This window comes from Streptomyces sp. NPDC002564, assembly GCF_042889645.1.
Classification (GTDB): Bacteria; Actinomycetota; Actinomycetes; order Streptomycetales; family Streptomycetaceae; genus Streptomyces.
The window spans coordinates 487,593-510,601 of record NZ_JBIARE010000002.1 but is presented as its reverse complement, the minus strand read 5'-3'; the positions used below and the strand labels follow the sequence as shown (position 1 = coordinate 510,601).

The window sequence follows — 23,009 nt, the reverse complement described above, 5'->3', positions numbered from 1 at the left end:
GGCGGCCGTCGCGGTGTCCCGCGGTGCGGTGTCCCCGGCCCGCCGGGGCGGGCGGGCCGGGGACGGCGGGCTCAGGAGCTCGGGCAGCCGGGCACCGTCGCCTGCGACGCGTCGCGGATCAGCGCCTCGTGCGCCGCCTTCACCCGCCGCACGTCCGGCTTGACGACCTTGCGGTCATAGGTGAGCAGACCGTTCAACTCGCCCTCCACATCGGTGATCTGGGTGTAGACGGCGCCGTTGTTCCCCTTGCAGGCCAGGGCGCGCACCTCGGCCAGCTTGGCGAGGTAGTCGTCCGTGTACGTCGCCGGGTCCACGTCGACGTAGCTCTGCTGCACGGCCCAGGCGTGGCCGGGCACCGCGAGCCCCAGACCGCCGTACTCGCCGCTCACCAGGGCCCGCTTGCCGTCGGGGCGCGGCGGCAGCGCGGGGCTCGGGTAGCCGTGCTCGTCCATGATGTCGCCGGCGTTGCCGTCGGCGCCGAGGTTCAGCCCGGACATGTTGTTCACCAGCCGGGTGGGGTCCCAGGCCTTCGCCCGGTCGGCGACGCGGCCCACGTCGTACTGGCCCCAGCCCTCGTTGAAGGTGACCCACATGACGACCGAGGGGCTGCTCGCGTGCTCGTCGATCATCTCCTTCAGCTCGTGCTCGTACTGGGCGCGGGCGGCCGTGTCCGGGGTGCGTCCCGCCTCCATCGCGGGCATGTCCTGCCAGACGAGCAGACCCAGCTTGTCGGCCCAGTAGAACCAGCGGTCGGGTTCCACCTTGATGTGCTTGCGGACCGAGTTGAAGCCCATCTCCTTGTGCATCTTCAGGTCGTACGCGAGGGCCTCGTCGCTCGGCGCGGTGTGCAGGCCGTCGGGCCAGAAGCCCTGGTCGAGCGTGGCCATCAGGAAGACGGGCTTGCCGTTGAGGACCGTGCGCGGGGTGCCGTTCACCTTCTCGACGGCGATCGAGCGCATCCCGAAGTAGCTGGTGACGCGGTCACCGCCGACCCGCACCGTGAGGTCGTAGAGGAAGGGGTCGTCCGGCGACCACAGACGCGGGTCCGCGATCTTCAGCCGGAGCGGTGTTCCGGTGCGCCCGGCGACCTCGGCGACCTTCTTGCCCTTCGCGTACGCGGTGGCCGTGACCGGCACGCCGTCGCGCACGCCCCGGGCCTCGACGGCGACCTGCTTGCCGGGCACGTCCGGCGTGATCTTCAGGGAGTCCGCGTGGTCGGCGGCGACCGGCTCCATCCACACCGTCTGCCAGATGCCGGAGGAAGGGGTGTACCAGATGCCGCTGGGGTCCAGGCGCTGCTTGCCGACGGGCGGGTTCGCGCCGTCCTCGGCGTCGGTCGGGTCGTAGACGCCGACGATCAGTTCCTGGGTGCGGCCGGGCTTGAGGGCGTCCGTGACGTCCGCGCCGAACTTGTCGTAGCCGCCCTTGTGTTCGGTGACCTTCTTGCCGTTGACGTACACCTCGGACTGCCAGTCGACGGCGCCGAAGTTGAGGTTGAGCCGCTTGCCGTCGCCGATGTGCCAGTCCTTGGGGACGGTGAAGGTGCGGCGGTACCACATGCGGTCCTCGTGCCGCTCGACGCCGGAGAGCTGGGACTCCACCGGGTAGGGGACGAGGATCTTCTCGGCGAGCTTCTTGCCGACCGGGGGCCGCTCCCCCGCCGTGGCGGCGGCGAACTCCCAGGAGCCGTTGAGGTTCTGCCAGTCGGGGCGCTTCAGCTGCGGCCGGGGGTACTCGCGGTGCGCGGTGCCGGGGGTGACGTCGTCGGCCCACTTGGTGCGCAGCTGGTACTCGGAGTGGTTGGGCCCGCTGGTCCAGAACTGGCCGACGGCCTGGCCGTCCGCGCCGGTCAGGCCGCCCTTTCCGTCGTAGCTGATGTCGGCGAGGCCGGGAGCGTCGCCGCCCTTCTTGCCGACGACGGGCTCCTTGAGGCCGACGATCAGGCTGCGGTCGTCGGCGGGGTCCGGCCTGACCGTGCCGAGGGGCCACTTCGCGCCGCCGATGACGGCGTCGAGGTGGTCGGTGAGGCCGGCCGGCGGAGCGGTGAGCCGCTGGGCGAAGTCCAGCTTCAGGCCGCGGCCGTCCTTGAGGACGGTGGCGTCGATGGCGCCGTCGTAGGCGAAGTCCGCGGGGATGCGCAGGGCGGAGCGCGGCACGGCCTTCTTCTCGGCGCCGGGCGGGGTCCACCGCAGGCGCAGGTTGGAGCCGCCGAAGTGCTCGAAGTACTCGACCTTGATGTCGTAGGCCTTGCCGGCCTCCAACTGGACCGGCTGGGAGGTCTGTTCCTTGTCCCAGTCGTCCTGCCAGTGGTCGATGACCGGCTTGCCGTCGACCCACAGCCGGAAGCCGTTGTCGCCGATCATCGAGAAGGTGGTGGCGCCGGTCTTCTCCGGCACGATCCGGCCGGTCCAGCGGACGCTGACGTCGTCGGCCTGTCCGGTGGTGGCCTTGAGGCGGGACTCCAGGTTGCCGAAGTCGATGCCGGGGTCGAGGCCGGTGGCCTTGAGCTCGTCGAAGTCGAAGGCTCCCGGGGCGGACTGGGTGTAGTACTCGCCCTTGAGCCCGTGGATCTCCACGGGATCGTCGGCGGCGGTGGCGGCGGGGACCGCGGTCAGGCCGGCGACGCCGAGAGCCCCTGCGAGCAGCAGGGCGAGGCGTCGGCCGAGTCGTCCGGGGCGTGCGGGATGGCGTCTGGTGCGCACGGATCCTCCTTGATGAGGAAGGGTGGCGGCTCGTCGCTGCAGTCTGTACAACGAATCTGTACAACGTTGGAAGGAACGGCAGTTGGCATGACAGCACGCCCTCCGGCGCGCTGTCCAGGGTCATGACAAACCCCCCGGACGACCGGGGCGGCCACCGACGCAGGGAGCTCAGGTGCGGGTAAGCCTCAAGGACGTCGCGGAGCGTGCGGGCGTCTCGATCAAGACCGTCTCCAACGTGGTGAACAAGTATCAGCACGTCACCCCGGCGATGCGGGCCCGCGTGCAGGAGGCCATCGACGAGCTCGGCTACCGGCCGAACCTGACCGCGCGGCATCTGCGCAAGGGGCGTACCGGCATCATCGCCCTGGCCGTCCCCGAGCTCGGCAACCCGTACTTCGCCGAGCTCGCGGGCGCCGTCATCGACGCCGCGGGCGAGCACGACTTCACCGTGCTGCTCGACCACACGCGCGGCACGCGTGAGCAGGAGGTCCTGGTCAGCCAGGGCTTCCGGGCCCGGGTGATCGACGGTCTGATCCTCAGCCCGCTGGAGCTGGACGCGGAGGACCTGCGCGGGCGCGAGGACGACGTCCCGCTGGTGCTCCTCGGCGAGCGCCAGTACGACCTGCCGCACGACCACATCGCGATCGACAACGTCGCCGCGAGCCGCGTCGCGGTGCGCCACCTCGTGGGCCGCGGCCGCACCACCATCGCCTTCCTCGGCGCCCGTACGGATTCCGCGAACCGGCCCGCCCACCTGCGACTCGCGGGCTGGCGCGAGGAGTTGACGGCGTCCGGGCTGGCCGCGCCGGAGAGCCTGGTGGGGCCGGTCGGCGGCTGGGACCGGTGGGACGGGGCGAAGGCGATGGCGCGGATGCTGGACGCGGGGGTGCGGCCCGACGCGGTGTTCGCGTACAACGACTTGGTGGCGATCGGCGCGATGCGGGTGCTGCACGAGCGCGGGCTGCGGGTGCCGTGGGACGTGGCGGTGGTGGGCTTCGACGACATCGCCGAGGGGCAGTTCGGGGCGGTCACGCTCACCACCGTGGCGCCGGACAAGCAGGCCATCGCCCGGCTCGCGGTCGAGTCGCTGCTGCACAGCCTGGCGCACCCCGACGAGCCCGCCGGGCGCGAGATCACCGCCGAGTTCCGGCTGGTGGAGCGGGAGAGCACGCTGGGCAGACGCTGATCCGCCGCCACCCGCGCGCCGGTCACCGGTCGGCGATGCGTGCGCGGAGGGTTTACAGGCCACTTTCAACGATGTAAAAAGCTCCCCGTACCGCCGAGTCGACCGTAAGTGCCATCTCTCCCGTGAGCGCTCTCAGTGCCGGGGCCGTGCCGTTTGGGGACTTCGATGAAGCCGACCACACTCCTCAGCCGTACCTCAGCAAGAACTCTTGTCGCCGCCGGGCTCACCGCGGGCCTCGTGTTCACCGCCGGCTGCGCCAAGTCCGAGGACGACGACGCCAGTTCCGACAGCTCCGCCTCGCAGGAGCGCGGCGACGCCGGGCAGGAGGTGGCCTCGGACGGCGGCGGCGACAAGACCTGCGGCATCGACGCCTACGGCGCCAAGAAGCTGGACCTGAAGTCCGCCACCGTCGGCTTCTCCCAGTCCGAGAAGGAGGCCAACCCCTTCCGGATCGCGGAGACGGCCTCGATGCGGGCGGAGGCGAAGAAGCGCGGGGTCAAGCTCCTCACCGCCAACGCCCAGTCGCAGTTCTCCAAGCAGATCAGCGACGTCCAGGACCTGATCGCCAAGGGCGCGGACCTGCTCGTCATCGCCCCGCTGAACTCCGACGGCTGGGAGCCGGTGCTGCGCGCCGCGGGCGCCAAGCACATCCCGATCGTCACGATCGACCGCAAGATCAACGCGACCGCCTGCAAGGACTACGTGAGCTTCATCGGCTCGGACTTCGTCGCCCAGGGCAGGCGGGCCGCGGACCGGATGATCGAGGCCACCGGCGGCAAGGGCAAGATCGCGATCCTGCTCGGCGCCGCGGGCAACAACGTCACCACCGAGCGCACCAAGGGCTTCGAGGAGCGCATCAAGGAGAAGGCCCCGGACCTGAAGGTCGTCTTCAAGCAGACCGGCGAGTTCGCCCGCGAGAAGGGCCAGCAGGTCACCGAGCAGCTGATCCAGTCCAAGCCCGACATCACCGGGATTTACGCCGAGAACGACGAGATGGGCCTCGGCGCCGTCAACGCCCTCAAGGGCGCGGGCAAGAAGGCCGGGGACGTGAAGATCGTGACCATCGACGGCACGAAGGGCGCCGTGCGGGGCATCGTCGACGGCTGGATCGACGGCGTCGTCGAGTCGAACCCGCGCTTCGGACCGCTCGCCTTCCAGACCCTGGACACCTTCACCAAGGGGCAGAAGGTCGCGCCTGACATCGTTATCAAGGACAACGCCTACACCAAGGACAACGCCGAGTCGGACCTCGGGAAGGCCTACTGACATGCTGTCGGTGACCGGCCTGACCAAGACCTTCCCGGGCGTGCGCGCCCTGGACGGGGTCGACTTCACCGCCCGCGCGGGCGAGGTGCACGCGCTGATCGGCGAGAACGGCGCGGGCAAGTCCACGCTCATCAAGGTCCTGACGGGGGTGTACCGGCCGGACACGGGCACCCTGGCGTACGACGGCCGCCCGGTGTCGTTCGCGACGCCGCTGGAGGCCCAGCACGCGGGCATCTCCACCATCTACCAGGAGGTCAACCTCGTCCCGCTGATGAGCGTGGCCCGCAACCTCTTCCTCGGCCGGGAGCCGCGCGGCCGGCTCGGACTGATCGACTTCCGGCGCATGCACCGGGAGGCCGACGAGGCGCTGCGCGGCCTCGGGGTGCGGGTCGACGTGCGCCGCCCGCTGCGCGAACTGGGCGTCGGGGCCCAGCAGATGGTGGCGCTGGCCCGCGCGGTGTCGGTCGACGCGCGCGTCGTGGTGATGGACGAGCCGACGTCCTCGCTCGAACCCCGCGAGGTCCAGACCCTGTTCGGCGTGATCCGCATGCTCCGGGAGCGCGGCATCGCGGTCATCTACGTCAGCCACCGCCTGGACGAGCTGTACGAGGTGTGCGACGCGGTCACCGTGCTGCGCGACGGCAAGGTGGTGCACACCGGCACCCTCGCCGCGCTCGACCGGCTGCGCCTGGTGGCCCTGATGCTGGGCCGCGAGATCGAGACCGTGCAGGACGAGGGCCTGACCCGCTTCACCGGCGACCACGAGGCCCTGTCCGAACCGGTGCTCCGCGCCGAGGGACTGACGGTCCGCCACCAACTGGACGGGGTGTCCCTCACCATCCGGCCCGGCGAGGTCGTCGGCCTCGGCGGACTGCTCGGCTCGGGCCGCAGCGAGACGGCGAAGGCCATCGCCGGGGCGCTGCCGCCCGATGCGGGGCGGGTCGTCCTCGCGGGCACCCGGATCCGCACCGGCTCCACCCCGGCCGCCATCCGGGCCGGCATCAGCCTGCTCCCGGAGGACCGCAAGGCGGAGGGCATCGTCCCCGGCCTCTCGGTCCGCGAGAACATCGCCCTGGCCGCGCTCCCCCGCCTGTCCCGCTTCGGCCTGGTCCACGAGGACCGCATCGACGCGATCGTGGACACCTTCATGAAGCGGCTGCGCATCAAGGCCTCCAGCCCGCACCAGAAGGTCGGCGAGCTCTCCGGCGGCAACCAGCAGAAGGTGCTGCTGGCCCGCTGGCTCGCGATGCACCCCAAGGTGCTGCTGCTCGACGAGCCGACCCGGGGCATCGACATCGGCGCCAAGGCCGAGGTCCAGTCCCTGATCGACGAGCTGGCCAAGGACGGGCTCGGAGTGCTGCTGATCTCCTCCGACATGGAGGAGCTGATCGAGGGGTCGGACCGGGTCGTCGTCCTCAAGGACGGGACCGTCGTGGAGGAGCTCACCGGCACCGAGGTCACCGAGGACCGGCTGCTCCGCGCCATCGCCGCCGCACCGACCGCCGCCGGAGGCCGCGTTGACTGACTCCGCCCCCACCGCTCTCGCCGTCCCCCCGGGCCCGCCCCCGGACGGCGGCACGGTCCCGCGCGACCGGGAGCGCGCGCTCCGCCTGCTCCAGGACTACGGCGTCTATCTCGGCGTCGCCGTGCTGCTGCTCGTCAACATCCTGTTCACCCCGCACTTCCTGTCCGGCGAGAACTTCCGCACCCAGGCCGTCCAGGTCGCCCCCGTGCTCGTGGTGGCACTCGGGATGGCGCTGGCCATCGGCAGCGAGGGCGTGGACCTGTCGGTCGGCTCGGTGATGGCGCTGTCCACCTCCCTGGTCTCGCTCTACCTGGGCTACGGGATGTGGATCGCGCTGGCCGTGGCGCTGCTCGGCGGCATGGTGGTCGGCGCGGCGAACGGCTCGCTCATCGCCTTCGTCGGGGTCCAGCCCATCGTCGCGACGCTCGCGCTGATGGTCGCGGGCCGGGGCCTCGCCCTGGTCCTGCTCCCCCAGCTCAAGGACGTGCGCGACCCGACCATGGCCTCGCTCGGCTCCGGCGACGTGCTCGGCGTCCCCTATCTGGTGCTGATCGCGGCCGGCCTCGCGCTGCTCGTCGCCTTCGTCGTGCGCCGCACCACGTTCGGCCGCCAGCTCCTCGCCATCGGCGACAGCCGTCCCGCGGCCCTCCTCGCGGGCCTGCCCGTGCGGCGCGTGCTGATCGTCGTGTACGTGGTCTCCGGCGCCCTCGCGGCGCTCGCCGGAGTCCTCGCGACGGCCCGGCTGAGCGCGAGCGACCCGACGTCGCTGGGCAATCTGATGGAGCTGTCCGCCATCACCGCGGTGGTGGTCGGCGGCACCCCGCTGAGCGGCGGCCGCGTCCGGATCGGCGGCACCGTGGCGGGCGCCGTCCTCATCCAGTTGCTCACGGCCACGCTCATCAAGCACGACCTGCCGCCCTCGTGGACCCAGATCGCCCAGGCCGTGGTGATCGTCCTCGCGGTCTACGCGGCACGCGAGAGGGGCAGGCGATGACCACCGACACGAGGAGTCCGGCGGACCCGATGGGCAAGGCCCTCCAGGAAGAGCCCGCCATGGGCCCGTCCCGCTCCGAGCGGCTGAGCGCGCTGGCCCAGCAGCACGGCGCGCTGGTCACCCTGGTCGTCGCGGTGGTCGCCGCGTCGATCGGCTTCGACACGTTCCTGACGGTCGACAACCTGCAGAACATGGCCGTGTCCTCCGCGTTTCTCGCGGTGGTGGCGCTCGGCATGACGTTCGTGATCGTCACCGGCGGCATCGATCTGTCGGTCGGTTCGCTGTTCGCCCTCGGCGGGGTGCTCGCCGCCTGGGGCTCGCGGTACGGCACGGTGGTGGCGCTGGTCCTGCCGCTCGCCGTGTGCGGTCTGATCGGCCTGGTCAACGGCCTGCTGATCGCCCGCTCCCGGCTCGCCCCCTTCATCGTGACGCTCGCCGCGATGCTCGGCGCCCGCGGCATCCTGCTGTCCGTCACGGACGAGGGGTCGCGGACCTACCTGGTCGACAAGGACTCCTTCTTCGCGACCCTCGGCCAGGACGAGGTGCTGGGCGTCGCCGCCCCGGTGTGGATCACCGTGGCCCTGTTCGTCGCGGGCGCGGTCGTGCTGCGCAGGACCCGGTTCGGGCAGTACGTGTACGCGGTCGGCGGCAACGAGGACGCGGCGGCGCTGATGGGCGCGCCGGTGGCCCGTACGAAGATCGCCGTCTATACGGTGTCGGGGCTGTGCGCGGGCCTCGCCGGGGCCCTCAACGCGGCCTGGCTGGTCTCCGGGGTGACGATCCTCGGCTCCGGCATGGAGCTGGAGGCGATCTCCGCGGTCGTCATCGGCGGCACGCTGCTCACCGGCGGCTTCGGCTTCATCAGCGGTTCCCTGGTCGGCGTGCTGCTCCTGAAGGTGATCCAGAACGTCATCAACCAGATCGGCTCACTCGGCTCGGCCTACCAACAGGTGGTCAGCGGCGCCTTCCTCGCGCTCGTGGTGATCGCGCAGACGTGGCTGGGGCGCCGGCGCAGGGTGCTGTGAACGCGGGGGCGGGTGGCGTCACAAGGGCACCACCTGTCCCTTGCCCAGGGCGATGACGCCGCCCGGGGACACCGTGTAGAGCTCCTCGTCGCGCTCCGGGTTGACGCCGATCGTGGCGCCGGGCGGCACGTCGACGTTCTTGTCGAGCACCGCGCCCCGCACCACGGCGCCCCGCCCGATGCGGACGTTGTCGTGCAGCACGGAGCCCTGGACGACCGCGCCCTCCTCGACGGTCACACCCGGCGAGAGGACGGAGCGGGTGACCTGGCCGCGGATGACGCAGCCGGGGCTGACGATCGACTCGCCCGCGATGCCGCCCGCGCAGAACTTCGCGGGCGGCAGGCCGCCGGGGTGGGTGTAGATGGGCCAGCGCCGGTTGTCCAGGTTGAAGACGGGGTGCTCGGAGATCAGGTCCATGTGCGCTTCGTAGTACGAGTCGAGGGTGCCGACGTCGCGCCAGTAGCCGTGGTCGCGGGGGGTCTCGCCCGGGACGTGGTTGCTGTCGAAGTCGTAGACCTGGGCCAGGCCGCGTTCGGTGAGCAGCGGCAGGATGGAGCCGCCCATGTCGTGCGCCGAGTTCTCGTCCTCGGCGTCCTGCTGGAGGGCGTCGACGAGGGTCTTGGTGGTGAAGAGGTAGTTGCCCATCGACGCGTAGACCTGCTGCGGGGCGCCGGGTAACCCGGGCGGGTCGGTGGGCTTCTCCAGGAAGCCCTCGATCTTCGTGCCGTCGCGGGCGGGCGTGATGACGCCGAACTGCGACGCCTCGGCGCGCGGCACGCGGATGCCCGCGACGGTCACCGCGGCGCCGTTGTCGATGTGCTGCTGGAGCATCTGCCGCGGGTCCATGCGGTAGACGTGGTCGGCGCCGAACACCGCTATGTAGTCCGGCTGTTCGTCGTGCACCAGGTTGAGGGACTGCAGGATGGCGTCGGCGCTGCCCAGGTACCAGCGCGGCCCGAGGCGCTGCTGGGCGGGGACGGGGGTGACGTAGTTGCCCAGCAGGCTCGACATGCGCCAGGTCGTCGTCACGTGCCGGTCCAGGGAGTGCGACTTGTACTGGGTCAGGACGCAGACGCGCAGGATGTCGCCGTTGACGAGGTTGGAGAGGACGAAGTCGACGAGGCGGTAGGTGCCGCCGAACGTGACCGCTGGTTTGGCCCGGTCGGCGGTGAGCGGCATCAGCCGCTTCCCTTCACCGCCGGCCAGCACGATTCCGAGCACCGAAGGTCCACCGCGCATCCCGGCCTCCTACTTGTCGGCTATCTGTCGGCGTGCAGGATCTCCTCGTACAGCTCGGCGGTCCGCCGGGCGACGGTGTCCCAGCCGAATTCCCTGACGGCGCGGTGGCGTCCGGCCGTGCCCATCGCTCCCGCCCGTTCCGGGTCGGTGGCCAGCCGGTCGAGGAGCAGTCCGAGGTCGTGCTCGAAGCCCTTGGGGTCGCTCTCCCGGTAGGGCACGAGCAGTCCCGTGGTGCCGTCGCTGACGACCTCGGGAATGCCGCCGACACGTGAGGCGACGACGGCGGTGCCGCACGCCATCGCCTCCAGGTTGACGATGCCCAGCGGCTCGTACACCGAAGGGCAGACGAACACCGCAGCGTGGGTGAGGAGTTGGACGACGTCCGGGCGCGGCAGCATCTCGGGGATCCACCGGACGCCCGCGCGGGTGCGGTCGAGCTCGTCGAAGAGCGTGCGGAACTCGGCGTCGATCTCCGGGGTGTCGGGGGCTCCCGCGCAGAGGATCAGCTGGACGTCGCGGTCCAGCATGCGGGCGGCGCGCAGCAGGTGGGGCACGCCCTTCTGGCGGGTGATGCGGCCGACGAAGAGGACGTAGGGCCGGTCGGTGTCGATGCCGAGCCGGTCCAGGACGTCGGTGCCGGGGTCGGGGCGGTACAGGTCGGCGTCGATGCCGTTGTGCACGACGTGGACCTTCGCGGGGTCGACGGCGGGATAGCAGGTGAGGATGTCCTCACGCATGGCGCCGGACACCGCGATCAGCGCGTCGGCGGACTCGGCGGCGGTGCGCTCGGCCCAGCTCGACAGGGCGTATCCGCCGCCCAGTTGCTCGGCCTTCCAGGGGCGCAGCGGTTCCAGGGAGTGCGAGGTCATCACGTGCGGGATGCCGTGCAGCAGCTTGCCGAGGTGGCCGGCGAGCGCGGCGTACCAGGTGTGGGAGTGCAGCAGTTCGCGCCCGGCGAGGGCCGCGGCCATGGACAGGTCGACGGAGAGGGTGCGCAGCGCGTCGTTGGCGCCGTCGAGCGCGGGCCAGGCCCGGTGCCGCCGGAGGCCGTCGGCCGTGCCCTCGCCCCAGCAGTGCACGTCGAGGTCGACGAGGGAGCGCAACTCCCGTGCGAGGAACTCGACATGGACGCCCGCTCCGCCGTAGACGTCCGGTGGATACTCCCGCGTGAGCAGCCCCACCTTCACGTAGAACCCTCCGTCGTCCGTCGGATGCCGGCCGCGCACCTCATGGTCACCCAGACGGGGCCGCGGGGGAAGACCGCGTCGGCGGGCGTTCGAAGCAGCAGTCGCCGCACAGGCCGCCGCCGGGGCAGCGGTAGTAGAGGCAGCAGCTGCGGCGCCGGAAGGCGGTGCCGCTCAGGGTGCCGGTGCCGCGCAGGTCGGGATGGTCGAAGAGCTCGGCGGCCAGGGCGAGGGCCCGCTCCCCGACCTCCGGGCGGCCCGACCGGGCGGCCCAGCCGTGCAGTTCGCGCGCGGCCCCCGCGAGCGCGGAGCCCGCGTTGCCGCGCAGCAGCCCGGCGGAGATCCGGTAGCGGGCGCGCAACACGTCGGCGAGCGGCGCCAGATGGCCGTGCTGCACGGCGTCCCGGACGGCCGCGGCGTCACCGGGTCGGGTGCGTACGCCGGTCAGCCACAGGTCGTCGGGCGAGCTGCCGTCGGCGTCCCAGTGCAGCAGGGCGGGGTCGAGGTCGGGCACCCGGCCGTACAGCGCGGCGGAGCCGAGCGCCACCGACCAGAGGCGGGCGGCGAGTCCGAGCTGTGCGACGGACACCGCGACACGGTCCTCGGGGGCGCCGAGCCGGGCCGCCACCTTCGCGACGCGGAAGCCGATCGGATCACCGGATTCCGGTCCGGCGTACACCTGGGCGAACGGCCGCGCGGCGGCGGGCGCCGGGCCGGTGCGCAGGGCGAAGAATCCGCCGACGGAGCCGAGTTCTGCCAGGTCGATGAGGGTGGTCACGACAGAAGTACAGCAAGCCGCGCCGCGGGAGCCGACGCCGGGTCCCCCGGTGGGGTCACTCTCCGCGCCCGCGGGGTAACCCCTCCGGGGGAGGACATGGCCAAGGTCGTACTCCATCGGTAGTAGGACCGATTGCCTGCTCAGGGACGACGACGCGGAGGCGATCCGGCGTCATCGTTGTCATCATGGAAGCAGACCGATCGCCAGACCGGGATCACCGGACGCACCGCACCCCGCGGAGCACCTCATGAGTGCTTTGGCACTGTCCGTGCTGCTCTCCCTCGTCTCCGCCGTCGCCTACGCGGGCGGGGCGATTCTGCAGGAGCGCGTGGCGGCGACGACACCGGGGCAGGGCTACGCACCCCTGCGCCGCGGTGCCTGGTGGGTCGCCATCGCCCTGAACGGCCTGGGCGCCCTGCTGCACGTCGTGGCGCTCGCCTACGGCCCGCTGAGCGTGGTCCAGCCGCTGGGCGCGCTGACCATCGTCTTCGCCCTGCCCATGGCCGCCGTCTTCGTACGGCGCCGGGCCGGGGCGACCGCCTGGCGGGGCGCGCTGATGGCGACGGTGGGGCTGGCCGGGCTCCTCTCGCTCACCTCGTCGTCCGACTCGCAGACGCTGTCCGGTGCGGAGCGCCTGATGCTCGGCCTGATCACGGGCGGTGGCGTGCTGGCACTGATGGTGACGGCGCACGCGGTGCACCGGCACCCGGTGGTGCGCAGCGTCCTGCTGGCCTGCGCGGCCGGCGCGGCCTTCGGCATCGCCTCGGTGTTCACGAAGACGGTGGCGGTGGACTGGGACCGGAACGTGGCGCTCGTGGAGCAGCTGCCGAGCCTCGCGGTGATCGCGGTCCTCGCGGCGGCCGGTGTGCTGCTCTCGCAGGCCTCCTACCGGGGCGCGGGCCTTGCGGCACCGCTGTCGACGGTGACCGTCGTGAACCCGGTGGTCGCCGCCGCGGTGGGGCTGACCCTGTTCGGCGAGTCCTTCCGGCACGGCGCGACCGGCACCGTGCTGGCGCTGGGCTGCGGCGTCGTGGCCGCCTGCGGCCTGATCCTGCTCACCACGGAGCGGATCGCCCGGGAGACCTCGACCGTGACCGTGGCCGAGGGGCGTCCGGCCGCGCACGGCGGTCCGTCCGAGCGCGTGGCGGCCTCGGAGCCCGCCTCCGGCGCGGCGGACGGGTCCGGGGCCCGGACGTCCGTCGATGCGCTGCCCGCGGTCCCGACCCAGCAGCCCGCCTCCCCGCACCGCCGGGTCCGGCACTCGGGGCGCCGGGAGCGCATCAAATCCTGACCACGGCGGACACGGCGGACACGGCACACAGGTGAGGGGCCCGGGCGGAACCCGGGCCCCTCACCTGTGTGCCGTCGCGGACGCCGAGGCGCCCGCTCAGATCCGTACGCCGCGCGCCCTCAGGTATGCCAGGGGATCCACGTCGGAGCCGAAGCCGGGTCCGTTGCGCACCTCGAAGTGCAGATGGGGACCCGTGCTGTTGCCGGTGGAGCCGGACCGGGCGATGCGCTGCCCGGCGCCGACCTGCTGCCCCGCCTTCACGGACAGCGCCGACAGGTGGCCGTACTGGCTGTACTTGCCGTCGGCGTGCCGGATGACGACCTCGTACCCGTAGCTGCCGCCCCAGCCCGCGGAGACGACCCGGCCGGCCGCGACGGCCTTCACGGAGGTCCCGGTGGGCACGGGGAAGTCGACGCCGGTGTGATAGCCCTTCGACCAGGAGCCGCCCGCTGCCCGGTACGGCGTGCTGGGCGAGGAGGCGACGGGGGCGACGGCACCGGCCGACGCCTTCTGTTGGCCCTGCGGCTTCGGCTTCTGGCGCTGCTTCTCGGCCGCCGCCGCGGCTGCCCTCTTCTCGGCGGCGCGCTTGTCGGCCGCCTTCTTCTCCGCGGCGCGCCTCTCGGCCGCCTTCTGCCGCGCCTGCTCCTCGGCGCGGTCCCGCGAGCGCTGCCCGGCCCGGTCCTCGGCGCGGTCCCTGCCCCGGTCCGCCGCACGGTCCTTGACCGCCTCACGGCCGTGCACGGAGAGCCGCTGGCCCGGGGTGATCAGGTCCGGGTCGCCGCCGATGACCCGCCGATTGGTGTCGTAGAGCCGCTGCCAGCCGCCCCGCACCCGGCGGTCGTCGGCGATGCCGGAGAGCGTGTCGCCGCGCACCACCGTGTACATCTCGGCGGAGCCCGCGGCGGACTGCGGGGTCACCTCGGGCTTGACGTCCTTGACGGCCCGCCCGGGCCGCTCCGGCTTGCTCGGGGCCTTGGCGGGGGTGACGTCGGGCGAGGCGCCGCCCCTGGCCAGGCCGGCCTTGGCGGCGCAGACCGGCCAGGCCCCGGGGCCCTGCGCGTCGAGGACCTTCTCGGCGACGGCGATCTGCTGGCCCTTGGTGGCCCGGTCGGCGCGCGGGGCGTACGCCGTGCCGCCGTAGGCCTCCCAGGTGGACTGCTTGAACTGGAGTCCGCCGTAGAAGCCGTTGCCGGTGTTGATGCTCCAGTTGCTGGTGGACTCGCAGGCCGCCACCTTGTTCCAGGTGTCGACGTCGGCGGCGCCCGCGGTGCCCGCGACGGTCAGCGGGAGCGCCATGCCCGCACCGCCCGCCGTGACGGTCAGCGAGGCACGGTTGATGCGGTTCGGCTGATACCGGCGATGCCGACCCCGAACGGCCATGGGAAGCCCCCTCAGACACACGTCATCACGAATTGCGCACAGCGGTCACACGACAAGGCCGCAAGCTAGCGGGTCGGACCAATCCGTGACAAGAGGCGGGCACCGAGGGGGCGTTGGGCGGATCAGCGGTTCAAGTGTCCCTTCAGCCACCGAAGTTGGACACCTTGCTGGTAGGGGCCGCCGCCCTCGTGATCGTTGAAGGCGTACACCTCCATCGAACGCTCGCTGCCCGCGTACGCGTTGAAGGCGGCGAACACCGTCGAGGGCGGGCAGGTCATGTCCTGGAGGGCCGCGGAGAAGAGGGCGGGTGCCCGGCCGCGCGCGGCGAAGTGCACGCCGTCGAAGTACGACAGGGTCCGCAGGACCCGCTCCTGGCCGTCCCTGCGCGCCTTGAGGTACTGGGCGATCTCGCTGTACGGGAGCCGGTCGGTGAGGGTGATGGCCCGCGGGAAGTCGCAGAGGAAGGGCACGTCGGCGGCGACGGCCGCCAGGTCGGGCACGAGCCCGCCGACGGCGAGGGTGAGGCCGCCGCCCTGGCTGACGCCGAGCGCGGCGACCCGTACGGAGTCCACGCACGGGTGCGCGCGGACGGCGTCGACGGCCCGCACGGCGTCGACGTACAGGCGCCGGTAGTAGTAGTCGTGCGGGTCCTCGATGCCGCGGGTCAGGAAGCCGGGGTGGGCGGGGCCGCTGCCGACCGGGTCCGGGGTGTCGCCCTGCGCCCAGCCGCCGCTGCCCTGCCCCCGGGTGTCCATGACGAAGTGCGCGTATCCGGCGGCGGCCCACAGCAGGTGCATGTGGGGCAGCCCGCGTCCGCCGCCGTACCCGATGTACTCGACGACCGCGGGCAGCGGCTCGCCGTCCTCCGCGCCCGCGGGCAGCACCAGCCATCCCTTGACGTCGTGCCCGCCGAACCCGGCGTAGGTGACGTCGAGGACCCGTACGCCCGTCAGCGGCAGTTCGACCGGCTCGAACCGTGCGTCGAGCTCGTGCTCCCGCGCCGCCAGCAGCGTCTTCTCCCAGAAGGCGTCGAAGTCCTCGGGTTCGGGCAGCTCGGGGCGGTAGCGGCGCAGTTCTTCGAGGGGCAGGTCGAACTGGGGCACGGGCGGCTCCTCCTTGGTTGACGGTCTTGCTTCACCGCCATGGTTCACGGCGTCGGGGGTCACGCTATGCCGACCGCCGGAGGTCCGACAGGGGCGGATTCCCGGCGGCGGCGCCAGGGCCGGGGCCTGGTCACGGCCGCACGGCGACACGGTGATGGGCGTGGACCGGTCGGTCCACGCCCATCACCGCTGTCAGGCGCTCCGGGGCGCCGCGAGGCCTGGTGAGGCGGCCTCAGGACCCCGTCATCGGCACCGTCACATGCCGTTTCGCGCCGTCAGGAACGTCAGGAGATCGGGCCCGGCTGGGGCTCGGGCACCGGGTCGGGACCCGGCGGCTGCGGGATCGGGGACGGCGGCTGCGGGTCCGGCCCCGGGGCGGGCGGCTGCGGGTCCGGACCCGGCCGGGGCCCGGGGCGCGGCACGGGATCGGGATCCGGGAAGGGCCGCTCCGGTTCCGGCGGCGGCACGGGGTCAGGGTCCGGGAAGGGCCTGACCGGGCCCGGCGTCGGCGCGGGATCGGGAAACGGTTGAGTCATCGCACTCCTCCAGCAGTGGTACGCCAGCGGCTCCTCCCCGCGTACCCGACTCCCCCGCGCCCAAGCCTTCCACGGTTCCCGGCACCCTGCCCGTGGCGGGCCGCCGGAGGCGGGACCTACCCGGCGGCCAGCGCGGCGGCGGCCGCGAGCCCCGGCCGGGGGCTGGACAGCACCGGGACGCGCACCTCCGGCACCAGCGCCGCGGCCCCGGCCATGGAGGCCTGCGCCAGCACGATCACGTCGGCGTCGCGCACCTCGCGCACGGCCCGGGCCACGCCCCGGGCGTACCCCTCGGCGTCGCCCGCCTCGAACCGCGCCCATACCTGGTCCACCAGTTCGGCCCGTACCGTCACGTCCCGTCCGGCGCGCCGGGCCTCCTCCTCGACCAGCGCGGAGGTGGGTCCGACCGTCGAGGCGACCGCGGCGAGCACGACGACCCGGTCACCGGCGGCGACGGCGGCGGCCGCCATCGGCCGGTCCACGCGGACCACGGGGAGTCCCAGGTCCGCCCCGGCCCGCTCCGCGACGCCCCCGATGGTCGAGCAGGTGCAGAGCACCGCGGCGGCACCGTCGCGCGCGGCCTGCGCGAGGGCGGCACGGACGGCGGGCGCGACGGCGTCGGGGCCCTCGCGCCGCGCCCGGGCCAGGAGTTCCTCCGCCACGTGGTGGCGGAGTTCGAGCCCGGGATGGTCCGCGTCCCGCAGTCCGTCGAAGACGGGGACGTGGACCGCGGACGTGTGCAGCAGTCCCAGGGTCACCACGTCGAGGGGTCCTTCGCGACCTTGTCCAGGGCGGCCCGCAGGAGTTCATCGGAAGCGGGCGGCGCCTGCTCCGGGTGCCGCCCGGCCCACGCGACGACGTACGGGCACAGGGGCGCCACGGCGAGGCCCTCGCGGGCCGCGACGGCATAGAGCTCGGCGGCGAGCGCGCCCGCGATGCCCTTGCCCTCGTGGGCGGATCCGACCTCGGTGTGCACCGGCACGAGGGCGGCCTGCGGGGCGTCCAGCGTGAAGTACACGATGTGCCCGACGACTTCTCCGTCCTCGACCGCTTCGAGTACGCCCCGGTCCCGCTCGTCGCGGATCTCGATTCCGCTCATGACCTCTCCTCGTGCCGGGAGCCGCCCCGGACCGCGGTGACGGATCAGACGGGGAGCGGGCGGCTCGACGGGTTCCGCACCATGTCGGGGGCGCCCGGCACGGGCTCGGCCGGATCGTCGCCGAGGGCCACCGCGCGATTGCCCTCGTCGACGTGCACGACCCGCGGCCGCAGCGCCCGCGCCTCGGCGTCCTCGACCTGGGCGTAGCTGATGATGATCACTTTATCGCCGGGGTGCACGAGGTGCGCGGCCGCCCCGTTGATCCCGATCACGCCGCTCCCCCGCGCACCCTCGATGGTGTACGTCTCCAGGCGGGCGCCGTTGGTGACGTCGACGATGTGCACGAGCTCGCCGGGCAGCAGGTCGGCGGCGTCGAGCAGGTCCGCGTCGATGGTCACGGATCCCACATAGTGCAGGTCCGCCTGGGTCACCGTGGCGCGGTGGATCTTGGACTTGAACATGGTACGCAGCATCGGGGCGCTCCCAAAGTAGGCTCCCTGCCTGCTCTCTCGCAGGTCAAGGGCTGTTTCGAAGACCAGCACGAGTCGCCCGTCCGGACCCGGGCGCGGCGACGGCCCGAAGCTTACGCAGTCCTCCTGCGGAGCCGCTCGTTCCGCAGCGGTCCGGAAGGGCTCCCGTGCGGTGCCGCGCACACCTTCGGGTGAAGCCGCACCCCCATCGAGTGACCGCGGGCGGGACTTTCGGGGGCGTCGTGGTCGAGTGGATCCTTCGGCCGTCTCGTCTCTCCCAGGAGTACTTTGTGCCTTCCGACACCTCCTCGGTCCACATTCCCTCCCAGGCGCTGGGGGGCGGGGCGTTTCCGGACGCCGAGGAACGTCGGCTCTCGTGGCAGGGGTATGCGTACACCGCCCGGATCGTCCGGCGGGGCACCCCGGTCACGGAGCCGCTGCTCGTGCTCGGCGGCTCGGACCAGACCCGGTACTCCTGGGTGCGTCACGAGCGGTGGCTCGGGGAGCTGGGCACCGTCATCACCGTCGATCTGCCGGGCTTCGGGGACGCCGACTTCCTGCCCGCCGAGCACGGCATCGACTTCCTCGCCGAGTGTGCCCACCACATGCTGCGCGAGCTGGGGCTCGGCCCAGTGAACCTGTACGCGGGCTGCTACGGCGGGGCGATCGGCCTCCGGCTCGCGCAGCGCCACCCGGAGCATCTGCGGCGGGTGGCCGTCCAGGGCATGCCGGACCAGGTCCCCGGCTGGTTCGCCGAGGCGATCGTGGGCTGGGTGCGGATGCTGCGGGAGGGGCGCGTCGAGGAAACGGCCCAGGAGTTCGTCCGGTGCTTCGTGCCGCCGGCGGGTGACCTCACCGTACGCAAGCAAGCGGCGCTGGCCCGCCTGATGTACCAGCAGTTCATGGCGCAGACCCCGCGGGACGTGACGGTGACGGTGGAGCGGAACCGGCGGCTGCTCGCCCACGAGTGGTACCGGCGGGCGTCCGTGCCCGCCGTGCCGTATCTCGTCTTCACCGGCGAGCACGACACGCTCACCACACCCGACATGGTCCGTGCGGTGGCGGCGGACCTGCCGGGCTCACGCTTCACGACGATCGCGGAGTGCGGGCACCTCGCCCACCTCCAACGCCCGCAGGACTTCTGTGATCTGCTCGTCCGGTTCTTCCGCGACGAGCCGCTGGAGAACATGGCTCTCCCCTACTGCGGCCCCTTCGAGTACTGCGGCGCCCTCGAGAAGAACTGATCTTACGGAGCGGTGACGTGTGCGGCGCGGCGCTGGGCGGGCCGTGGCGCGCGGCCTAGCGTGCGGGGCATGCGTGTACTGGTCACCGGCGGTGCCGGCTTCATCGGGTCCCATGTCGTCGAGGCGCTCGCGGCGCGCGGGCACGAGCCCGTCGTGTTCGACGTGCGCGAGGACGCGGGCGCGGACGTGCGCGACGGCGACGCGGTCCGTGGCGCGCTGTCCGGCGTGGACGCCGTCTGCCACCAGGCGGCGATGGTCGGCCTCGGCAACGGCTTCGCCGACGCGGCGGAGTACGTCTCGCGCAACGACCTGGGCACGGCCGTCCTGTTGGGCGCGATGGCGGAGTCCGGGGTGCGGCGCCTGGTGCTCGCGGGGTCGATGGTCGTGTACGGGGAGGGGCGGTACGCGTGTGAGCGGCACGGCGTCGTACGGCCGGGCCCCCGGGCCGTCCACGACCTGGCGGCGGGCCGCTTCGAGCCCACGTGTCCGGCCTGCGGCGCCGCGCTGACGCCGGGTCTGGTCGGCGAGGACGCCCCGGTGGACCCCCGCAACGTGTACGCCACGACCAAGCTGGCCCAGGAACATCTGGCGGCCGCGTGGGCCCGCTCGACGGACGCCTCCGCCGTGTCGCTGCGCTACCACAACGTGTACGGCCCCCGGATGCCCCGCGACACCCCGTACGCGGGCGTCGCCTCCTTCTTCCGCTCGTCGCTGGCCCGCGGCGAGGCCCCGCGGGTCTTCGAGGACGGCGCGCAACGGCGGGACTTCGTGCACGTGCGAGATGTGGCGGCGGCCAACGTGGCGGCGCTGGAGGACAGTTCGGGCGACGGGGGCGCGCTGCGGGTCTACAACACGGGCAGCGGGCGGCCGCACACCGTCGGCGAGATGGCACATGCCCTGTCCGCGGCGTGCGGCGGCCCCGCGCCCGTCGTCACCGGCGAATACCGGCTCGGCGACGTCCGCCACATCACGGCGGACTCGTCCCGCCTCCGCGCCGACCTGGGCTGGAAGGCCGAAGTGGGCTTCCAGGAGGGGATGGTGGAGTTCGCGGGGTCGGGCCTGCGGGAGGCGTAGCGGCGGTGGGGCGGGCCGCTCACGGACACGGGTTCCGCACGGTCCGCCGGCGTCGCGGGGCCGCTGGGCCGCTGGGCCGCTGGGCCGCTGGGCCGCTGGGCCGAGCAGACGGGACTTTCGCAACACGCCCTAGGCCTCGGCCGTCGGGAGGGTCACCTCGAAGCGGCAGCCGCCCGGGATGTTGCGCACGGCGGCGCGGCCGTGGTGGGCCTCCACGATGCCGCGGACGATGGCCAGGCCCAGGCCCGCGCCCGCCGGGGGCGTCCGGGCGTGGGTGCCGCGCCAGCCGGTGTCGAAGACGCGCGGCAGGTCCTCCTCGGGGATGCCGCCGCAGCCGTCGGTGACGGACAGGACCACGCCCTCGGGCGAGCGTTCGGCCGCGACGGCGACCGTGCCGTCGGCGGGGGTCCGGCGGATCGCGTTGACCAGCAGATTGCCGAGGACCCGGCTCATCTCCTTGCCGTCCACCTCCACGGGCACCGGCTCGACCCGGTCGCCGACGAGCCGGACGCCGTGCTCGCGGGCGAGCGGGTCCGCGCCCGCGAGGGCGTCGCCGACGAGGTCGTACAGCGACATGCGGGACGGTGTCAGGACGAGGGCGCCGACGTGGATGCGGGAGAGTTCGAACAGGTCGCCCACCATGTCGTTGAGACGTTCGACCTCGCCGCGGATCTGGCGCAGATAGCGGTCGGGGTCGGTGGCGACGCCGTCCTCCAGCGCCTCGGACATCGCGCGCAGGCCCGCGAGCGGGGTGCGCAGGTCGTGCGAGATCCAGGCGACCAGCTCCCTGCGCGAGGCCTCCAGGGCCCGCTCGCGGTCGCGCGACTCGGCGAGCCGGGCGCTGGTGGACGCCAGTTCCCGGCTCAGCTCCTCCAGCTCGGCGGTGGCCGGGACGCCCGGTGCGGCGAAGGCGCCGCCGTCGCCGAAGGAGCGGGCCGCGACCGCCAGTTCACGGCTGCGGGCGACCACCCAGCGGCCGAGCAGCAGCGCGGTGGCCAGGGAGACCACGGCGGCCATCGCGACGACCGTGGTCACCACGGTCAGGTCGTGCGAGGACAGGAACATCGCCCGGGCGACGGCCAGCGTCCCCGCGAGCATCGCGCCGACGGCCACGGAGGCGACGACCGCCAGGGACGCCGTGAGCGAGCGGCGGCGCAGCAGCCGCAGCGCGACCGCGCCGAGCACACCGGCCGCGGCGGCGCCGAGGAAGGCGAACAGGGCGATGAGGAGGGTGTCGCGCACGGTCAGTTCCCCCCGGGGACGCAAGGTCCGGCGACCGGCTCGCCCGTGGGGTCGAAGCGGTAGCCGACGCCCCAGACCGTCTGGATCAGACGGGGGCGGGCCGGGTCGTCCTCGATCTTGCCGCGCAGCCGCCGCACGTGCACGGTGACGGTCGACAGGTCGCCGAAGTCCCACCCCCACACCTCGCGCATCAGGTCCTCACGGCCGAAGGCCCGGCCGGGGTGGGCGAGGAAGAAAGCGAGGAGGTCGAACTCGCGCAGGGTCAGGGCGAGTTCGGTGCCGTTCTTGGCGGCGCGCCGGGCGGCGGGGTCGGCGGTCAGGCCGGCCGCGGCCAGCCGCCGCACACCGGGCCGGGGCCGTACGCGGCGCAGCACCGACTCGACGCGCAGGACCAGCTCCCGGGGGCTGAACGGCTTGGTGACGTAGTCGTCCGCCCCCACTTCCAGGCCCAGGATGCGGTCGTCCTCGTCCCCGCGGGCGGTCAGCATGATGACCGGCACGGGGCTCTGACCGCGCAGCCGGCCGCACACCTCCAGGCCGTCCATGCCGGGCAGCATCAGGTCGAGCACCACCAGGTCGGGTCGGTGCGCGGCGGCCCTGGCCAGGGCCTCCGGACCGTCTCCCGCACGGTCCACGACGTATCCGGCGCGGTCGAGGTATCCGGAGACGACCTCGGCGACGGTCGGGTCGTCGTCGACGACCAGGATCCGCTCGGCTCCGGCTGCCCGGTGCCGAGCGGGTCCGGCGGCCGTCGGGTCATGCGGCTGTTGCTCCATGCCGCCAGCGTCGCACCGCGCGCCCGCCGGCGCCGCCTCCGGAGCGCGCGGGGCCGGCGACGTCCGCGTTTCGTAAGGAACTGAGGCCCGATATGCCCGATTCTCGCTCGTAGGGTGAAAGCCGTGACGACCTCTCCCCCGGATCCGACGGATCCCCCACGACCGGCAGCGGATTCCTCCTCGCCGGACGTCGACGTGGTACTCCCCTGCCTCGACGAGGCGGACGCTCTTCCCTGGGTGCTGGCCCGCATCCCGCGCGGCTGGCGCGCCCTCGTCGTGGACAACGGCTCGACCGACGGCTCCGCGGAGATCGCCCGCGGGCTCGGCGCCACCGTGGTCCGGGAGGCGCGCCGCGGCTTCGGGGCCGCCTGCCACGCGGGCCTGACGGCCGCCACCGCCGACATCGTCTGCTTCTGCGACTGCGACGCCTCCCTCGACCCGTCCCTGCTCGTGCCGTTCGTCCGCGCGGTGCGCGAGGGCGACGCCGATCTGGTGCTCGGGCGGCGGCGCCCGCAGGGCCGGGGCGCCTGGCCGCCGCACGCCCGCGCCGGCAACCTCGCGCTGGCCCGCATGCTGCGCCGCCGCACCGGACTGCGCCTGCACGACCTCGGGCCGCTGCGTGCCGCCCGCCGCGAGCCGCTGCTCGGGCTCGGCCTCACCGACCGGCGCAGCGGCTACCCGCTCCAGATGGTGGTCCGCGCGGCCGACACGGGGTGGCGGGTGGCCGAGCACGACGTCCCGTACCTGCCGCGCACCGGCGCGTCGAAGGTCACCGGCACCTGGCGCGGCACCTGGCAGGCCGTACGGGACATGAGGCGCGTCCTGGCCGAGACCCCGACGACACCGCGGACCCGCACCGCGCCGCCGCCCTCTTCACCGCCCCCGCGCGGCTGAC

The 23,009-nt window shown here is 73.1% G+C and carries 20 protein-coding genes; 9 read left to right on the top strand and 11 right to left on the bottom strand.

Annotated elements, in window-relative coordinates; all coding sequences use genetic code 11:
- Positions 1 to 71 precede the first annotated feature (71 nt).
- Complete coding sequence (locus tag ACFYXE_RS08790; protein ID WP_389310417.1) at positions 72 to 2,702, bottom strand: PA14 domain-containing protein; 2,631 nt, start codon at positions 2,700 to 2,702, stop codon at positions 72 to 74.
- Positions 2,703 to 2,874: 172 nt separating this feature from the next.
- Between ACFYXE_RS08790 and ACFYXE_RS08785 the strand changes: the two genes are divergently transcribed.
- The 5 genes from ACFYXE_RS08785 to ACFYXE_RS08765 all read left to right on the top strand — a co-directional run bounded on the left by ACFYXE_RS08785 (position 2,875) and on the right by ACFYXE_RS08765 (position 8,698).
- Entirely contained in the window at positions 2,875 to 3,888 is a 1,014-nt protein-coding gene (locus tag ACFYXE_RS08785) for a LacI family DNA-binding transcriptional regulator (protein WP_389310415.1), read from the top strand.
- Between the two features lie 165 nt (positions 3,889 to 4,053).
- The gene (locus ACFYXE_RS08780; RefSeq protein ID WP_389310413.1) at positions 4,054 to 5,154 is read left to right on the top strand and encodes an ABC transporter substrate-binding protein; all 1,101 of its coding nucleotides are present in this window, start codon (positions 4,054 to 4,056) and stop codon (positions 5,152 to 5,154) included.
- 1 nt (position 5,155) lies between these two features.
- Positions 5,156 to 6,679 (top strand): sugar ABC transporter ATP-binding protein, encoded by a 1,524-nt coding sequence (locus ACFYXE_RS08775; RefSeq protein WP_389310411.1) that lies wholly within the window; start codon positions 5,156 to 5,158, stop codon positions 6,677 to 6,679.
- 85 nt (positions 6,680 to 6,764) lie between these two features.
- Positions 6,765 to 7,673 carry an ABC transporter permease gene (locus ACFYXE_RS08770; protein ID WP_389311387.1) on the top strand — a complete coding sequence of 303 codons (909 nt, stop codon included), beginning with the start codon at positions 6,765 to 6,767 and terminating at the stop codon, positions 7,671 to 7,673.
- 29 nt (positions 7,674 to 7,702) lie between these two features.
- Positions 7,703 to 8,698, top strand: coding sequence for an ABC transporter permease (locus ACFYXE_RS08765; protein ID WP_389311385.1), 996 nt, complete (start codon positions 7,703 to 7,705; stop codon positions 8,696 to 8,698).
- Between the two features lie 18 nt (positions 8,699 to 8,716).
- On the opposite strand, the gene glgC is transcribed toward ACFYXE_RS08765, so the two are convergent.
- From glgC to ACFYXE_RS08750, 3 genes are read right to left on the bottom strand one after another with little or no spacing between them, the layout of a single operon-like run.
- On the bottom strand, positions 8,717 to 9,937 hold the full coding sequence (gene glgC / locus ACFYXE_RS08760) for a glucose-1-phosphate adenylyltransferase (RefSeq protein WP_361170285.1): 1,221 nt from the start codon (positions 9,935 to 9,937) through the stop codon (positions 8,717 to 8,719).
- A gap of 20 nt (positions 9,938 to 9,957) precedes the next feature.
- Positions 9,958 to 11,124, bottom strand: a complete 1,167-nt coding sequence (gene glgA / locus ACFYXE_RS08755; protein ID WP_389310408.1) for a glycogen synthase — start codon at positions 11,122 to 11,124, stop codon at positions 9,958 to 9,960.
- A 46-nt stretch (positions 11,125 to 11,170) separates the two neighbouring features.
- Positions 11,171 to 11,899: a (2Fe-2S)-binding protein gene (locus ACFYXE_RS08750; RefSeq protein ID WP_389310406.1), complete on the bottom strand. Its 729-nt coding sequence runs from the start codon at positions 11,897 to 11,899 to the stop codon at positions 11,171 to 11,173.
- Positions 11,900 to 12,146: 247 nt separating this feature from the next.
- On the opposite strand from ACFYXE_RS08750, the gene ACFYXE_RS08745 reads away from it, so the two are divergent.
- Positions 12,147 to 13,190 carry a DMT family transporter gene (locus ACFYXE_RS08745; protein WP_389310404.1) on the top strand — a complete coding sequence of 348 codons (1,044 nt, stop codon included), beginning with the start codon at positions 12,147 to 12,149 and terminating at the stop codon, positions 13,188 to 13,190.
- A 96-nt stretch (positions 13,191 to 13,286) separates the two neighbouring features.
- Here ACFYXE_RS08745 and ACFYXE_RS08740 read toward each other — a convergent pair whose 3' ends face one another.
- From ACFYXE_RS08740 to panD, 5 genes are all read right to left on the bottom strand, one after another.
- Positions 13,287 to 14,570, bottom strand: a complete 1,284-nt coding sequence (locus tag ACFYXE_RS08740; protein WP_389310402.1) for a transglycosylase family protein — start codon at positions 14,568 to 14,570, stop codon at positions 13,287 to 13,289.
- A gap of 122 nt (positions 14,571 to 14,692) precedes the next feature.
- Positions 14,693 to 15,673, bottom strand: coding sequence for an acetylxylan esterase (locus ACFYXE_RS08735; RefSeq protein ID WP_389310400.1), 981 nt, complete (start codon positions 15,671 to 15,673; stop codon positions 14,693 to 14,695).
- Positions 15,674 to 16,325: 652 nt separating this feature from the next.
- Positions 16,326 to 16,967: an aspartate/glutamate racemase family protein gene (locus ACFYXE_RS08730; protein WP_389311383.1), complete on the bottom strand. Its 642-nt coding sequence runs from the start codon at positions 16,965 to 16,967 to the stop codon at positions 16,326 to 16,328.
- Positions 16,964 to 17,308: a GNAT family N-acetyltransferase gene (locus ACFYXE_RS08725; protein ID WP_389310398.1), complete on the bottom strand. Its 345-nt coding sequence runs from the start codon at positions 17,306 to 17,308 to the stop codon at positions 16,964 to 16,966. The genes ACFYXE_RS08730 and ACFYXE_RS08725 overlap by 4 nt, the downstream gene beginning before the upstream one ends.
- A 44-nt stretch (positions 17,309 to 17,352) precedes the next feature.
- The gene (gene panD, locus ACFYXE_RS08720; protein WP_389310396.1) at positions 17,353 to 17,781 is read right to left on the bottom strand and encodes an aspartate 1-decarboxylase; all 429 of its coding nucleotides are present in this window, start codon (positions 17,779 to 17,781) and stop codon (positions 17,353 to 17,355) included.
- Between the two features lie 287 nt (positions 17,782 to 18,068).
- On the opposite strand from panD, the gene ACFYXE_RS08715 reads away from it, so the two are divergent.
- Both ACFYXE_RS08715 and ACFYXE_RS08710 read left to right on the top strand, forming a co-directional pair.
- Positions 18,069 to 19,022 (top strand): alpha/beta fold hydrolase, encoded by a 954-nt coding sequence (locus tag ACFYXE_RS08715; protein ID WP_389310394.1) that lies wholly within the window; start codon positions 18,069 to 18,071, stop codon positions 19,020 to 19,022.
- Positions 19,023 to 19,091: 69 nt separating this feature from the next.
- Positions 19,092 to 20,096 carry an NAD-dependent epimerase/dehydratase family protein gene (locus ACFYXE_RS08710; RefSeq protein WP_389310392.1) on the top strand — a complete coding sequence of 335 codons (1,005 nt, stop codon included), beginning with the start codon at positions 19,092 to 19,094 and terminating at the stop codon, positions 20,094 to 20,096.
- Between the two features lie 129 nt (positions 20,097 to 20,225).
- Here the strand turns inward: ACFYXE_RS08710 and ACFYXE_RS08705 are convergent, their stop codons facing one another.
- Together ACFYXE_RS08705 and ACFYXE_RS08700 are read right to left on the bottom strand one after the other, a co-directional pair.
- A complete protein-coding gene (locus ACFYXE_RS08705; RefSeq protein WP_389310390.1) occupies positions 20,226 to 21,338 on the bottom strand; it encodes a sensor histidine kinase in 1,113 nt (370 codons plus the stop codon).
- Positions 21,339 to 21,340: 2 nt separating this feature from the next.
- Complete coding sequence (locus ACFYXE_RS08700) at positions 21,341 to 22,114, bottom strand: response regulator transcription factor (RefSeq protein ID WP_389310388.1); 774 nt, start codon at positions 22,112 to 22,114, stop codon at positions 21,341 to 21,343.
- A 114-nt stretch (positions 22,115 to 22,228) separates the two neighbouring features.
- Here ACFYXE_RS08700 and ACFYXE_RS08695 point away from each other — a divergent pair, with 114 nt between their 5' ends.
- Positions 22,229 to 23,008, top strand: a complete 780-nt coding sequence (locus ACFYXE_RS08695; protein WP_389310386.1) for a glycosyltransferase family 2 protein — start codon at positions 22,229 to 22,231, stop codon at positions 23,006 to 23,008.
- Position 23,009 lies beyond the last annotated feature (1 nt).

What these genes read in the sequence shown, in the direction of transcription:
- ACFYXE_RS08710 (WP_389310392.1), top strand. Translation starts at nt 19,092, where the DNA reads ATGCGTGTACTGGTCACCGGCGGTGCCGGCTTCATCGGGTCCCATGTC.
- panD (WP_389310396.1), bottom strand. Translation starts at nt 17,781, where the DNA reads ATGCTGCGTACCATGTTCAAGTCCAAGATCCACCGCGCCACGGTGACC.
- ACFYXE_RS08780 (WP_389310413.1), top strand. Translation starts at nt 4,054, where the DNA reads ATGAAGCCGACCACACTCCTCAGCCGTACCTCAGCAAGAACTCTTGTC.
- ACFYXE_RS08740 (WP_389310402.1), bottom strand. Translation starts at nt 14,570, where the DNA reads ATGGCCGTTCGGGGTCGGCATCGCCGGTATCAGCCGAACCGCATCAAC.
- ACFYXE_RS08700 (WP_389310388.1), bottom strand. Translation starts at nt 22,114, where the DNA reads ATGGAGCAACAGCCGCATGACCCGACGGCCGCCGGACCCGCTCGGCAC.
- ACFYXE_RS08725 (WP_389310398.1), bottom strand. Translation starts at nt 17,308, where the DNA reads ATGAGCGGAATCGAGATCCGCGACGAGCGGGACCGGGGCGTACTCGAA.
- ACFYXE_RS08745 (WP_389310404.1), top strand. Translation starts at nt 12,147, where the DNA reads ATGAGTGCTTTGGCACTGTCCGTGCTGCTCTCCCTCGTCTCCGCCGTC.
- glgC (WP_361170285.1), bottom strand. Translation starts at nt 9,937, where the DNA reads ATGCGCGGTGGACCTTCGGTGCTCGGAATCGTGCTGGCCGGCGGTGAA.
- ACFYXE_RS08775 (WP_389310411.1), top strand. Translation starts at nt 5,156, where the DNA reads ATGCTGTCGGTGACCGGCCTGACCAAGACCTTCCCGGGCGTGCGCGCC.
- ACFYXE_RS08765 (WP_389311385.1), top strand. Translation starts at nt 7,703, where the DNA reads ATGGGCAAGGCCCTCCAGGAAGAGCCCGCCATGGGCCCGTCCCGCTCC.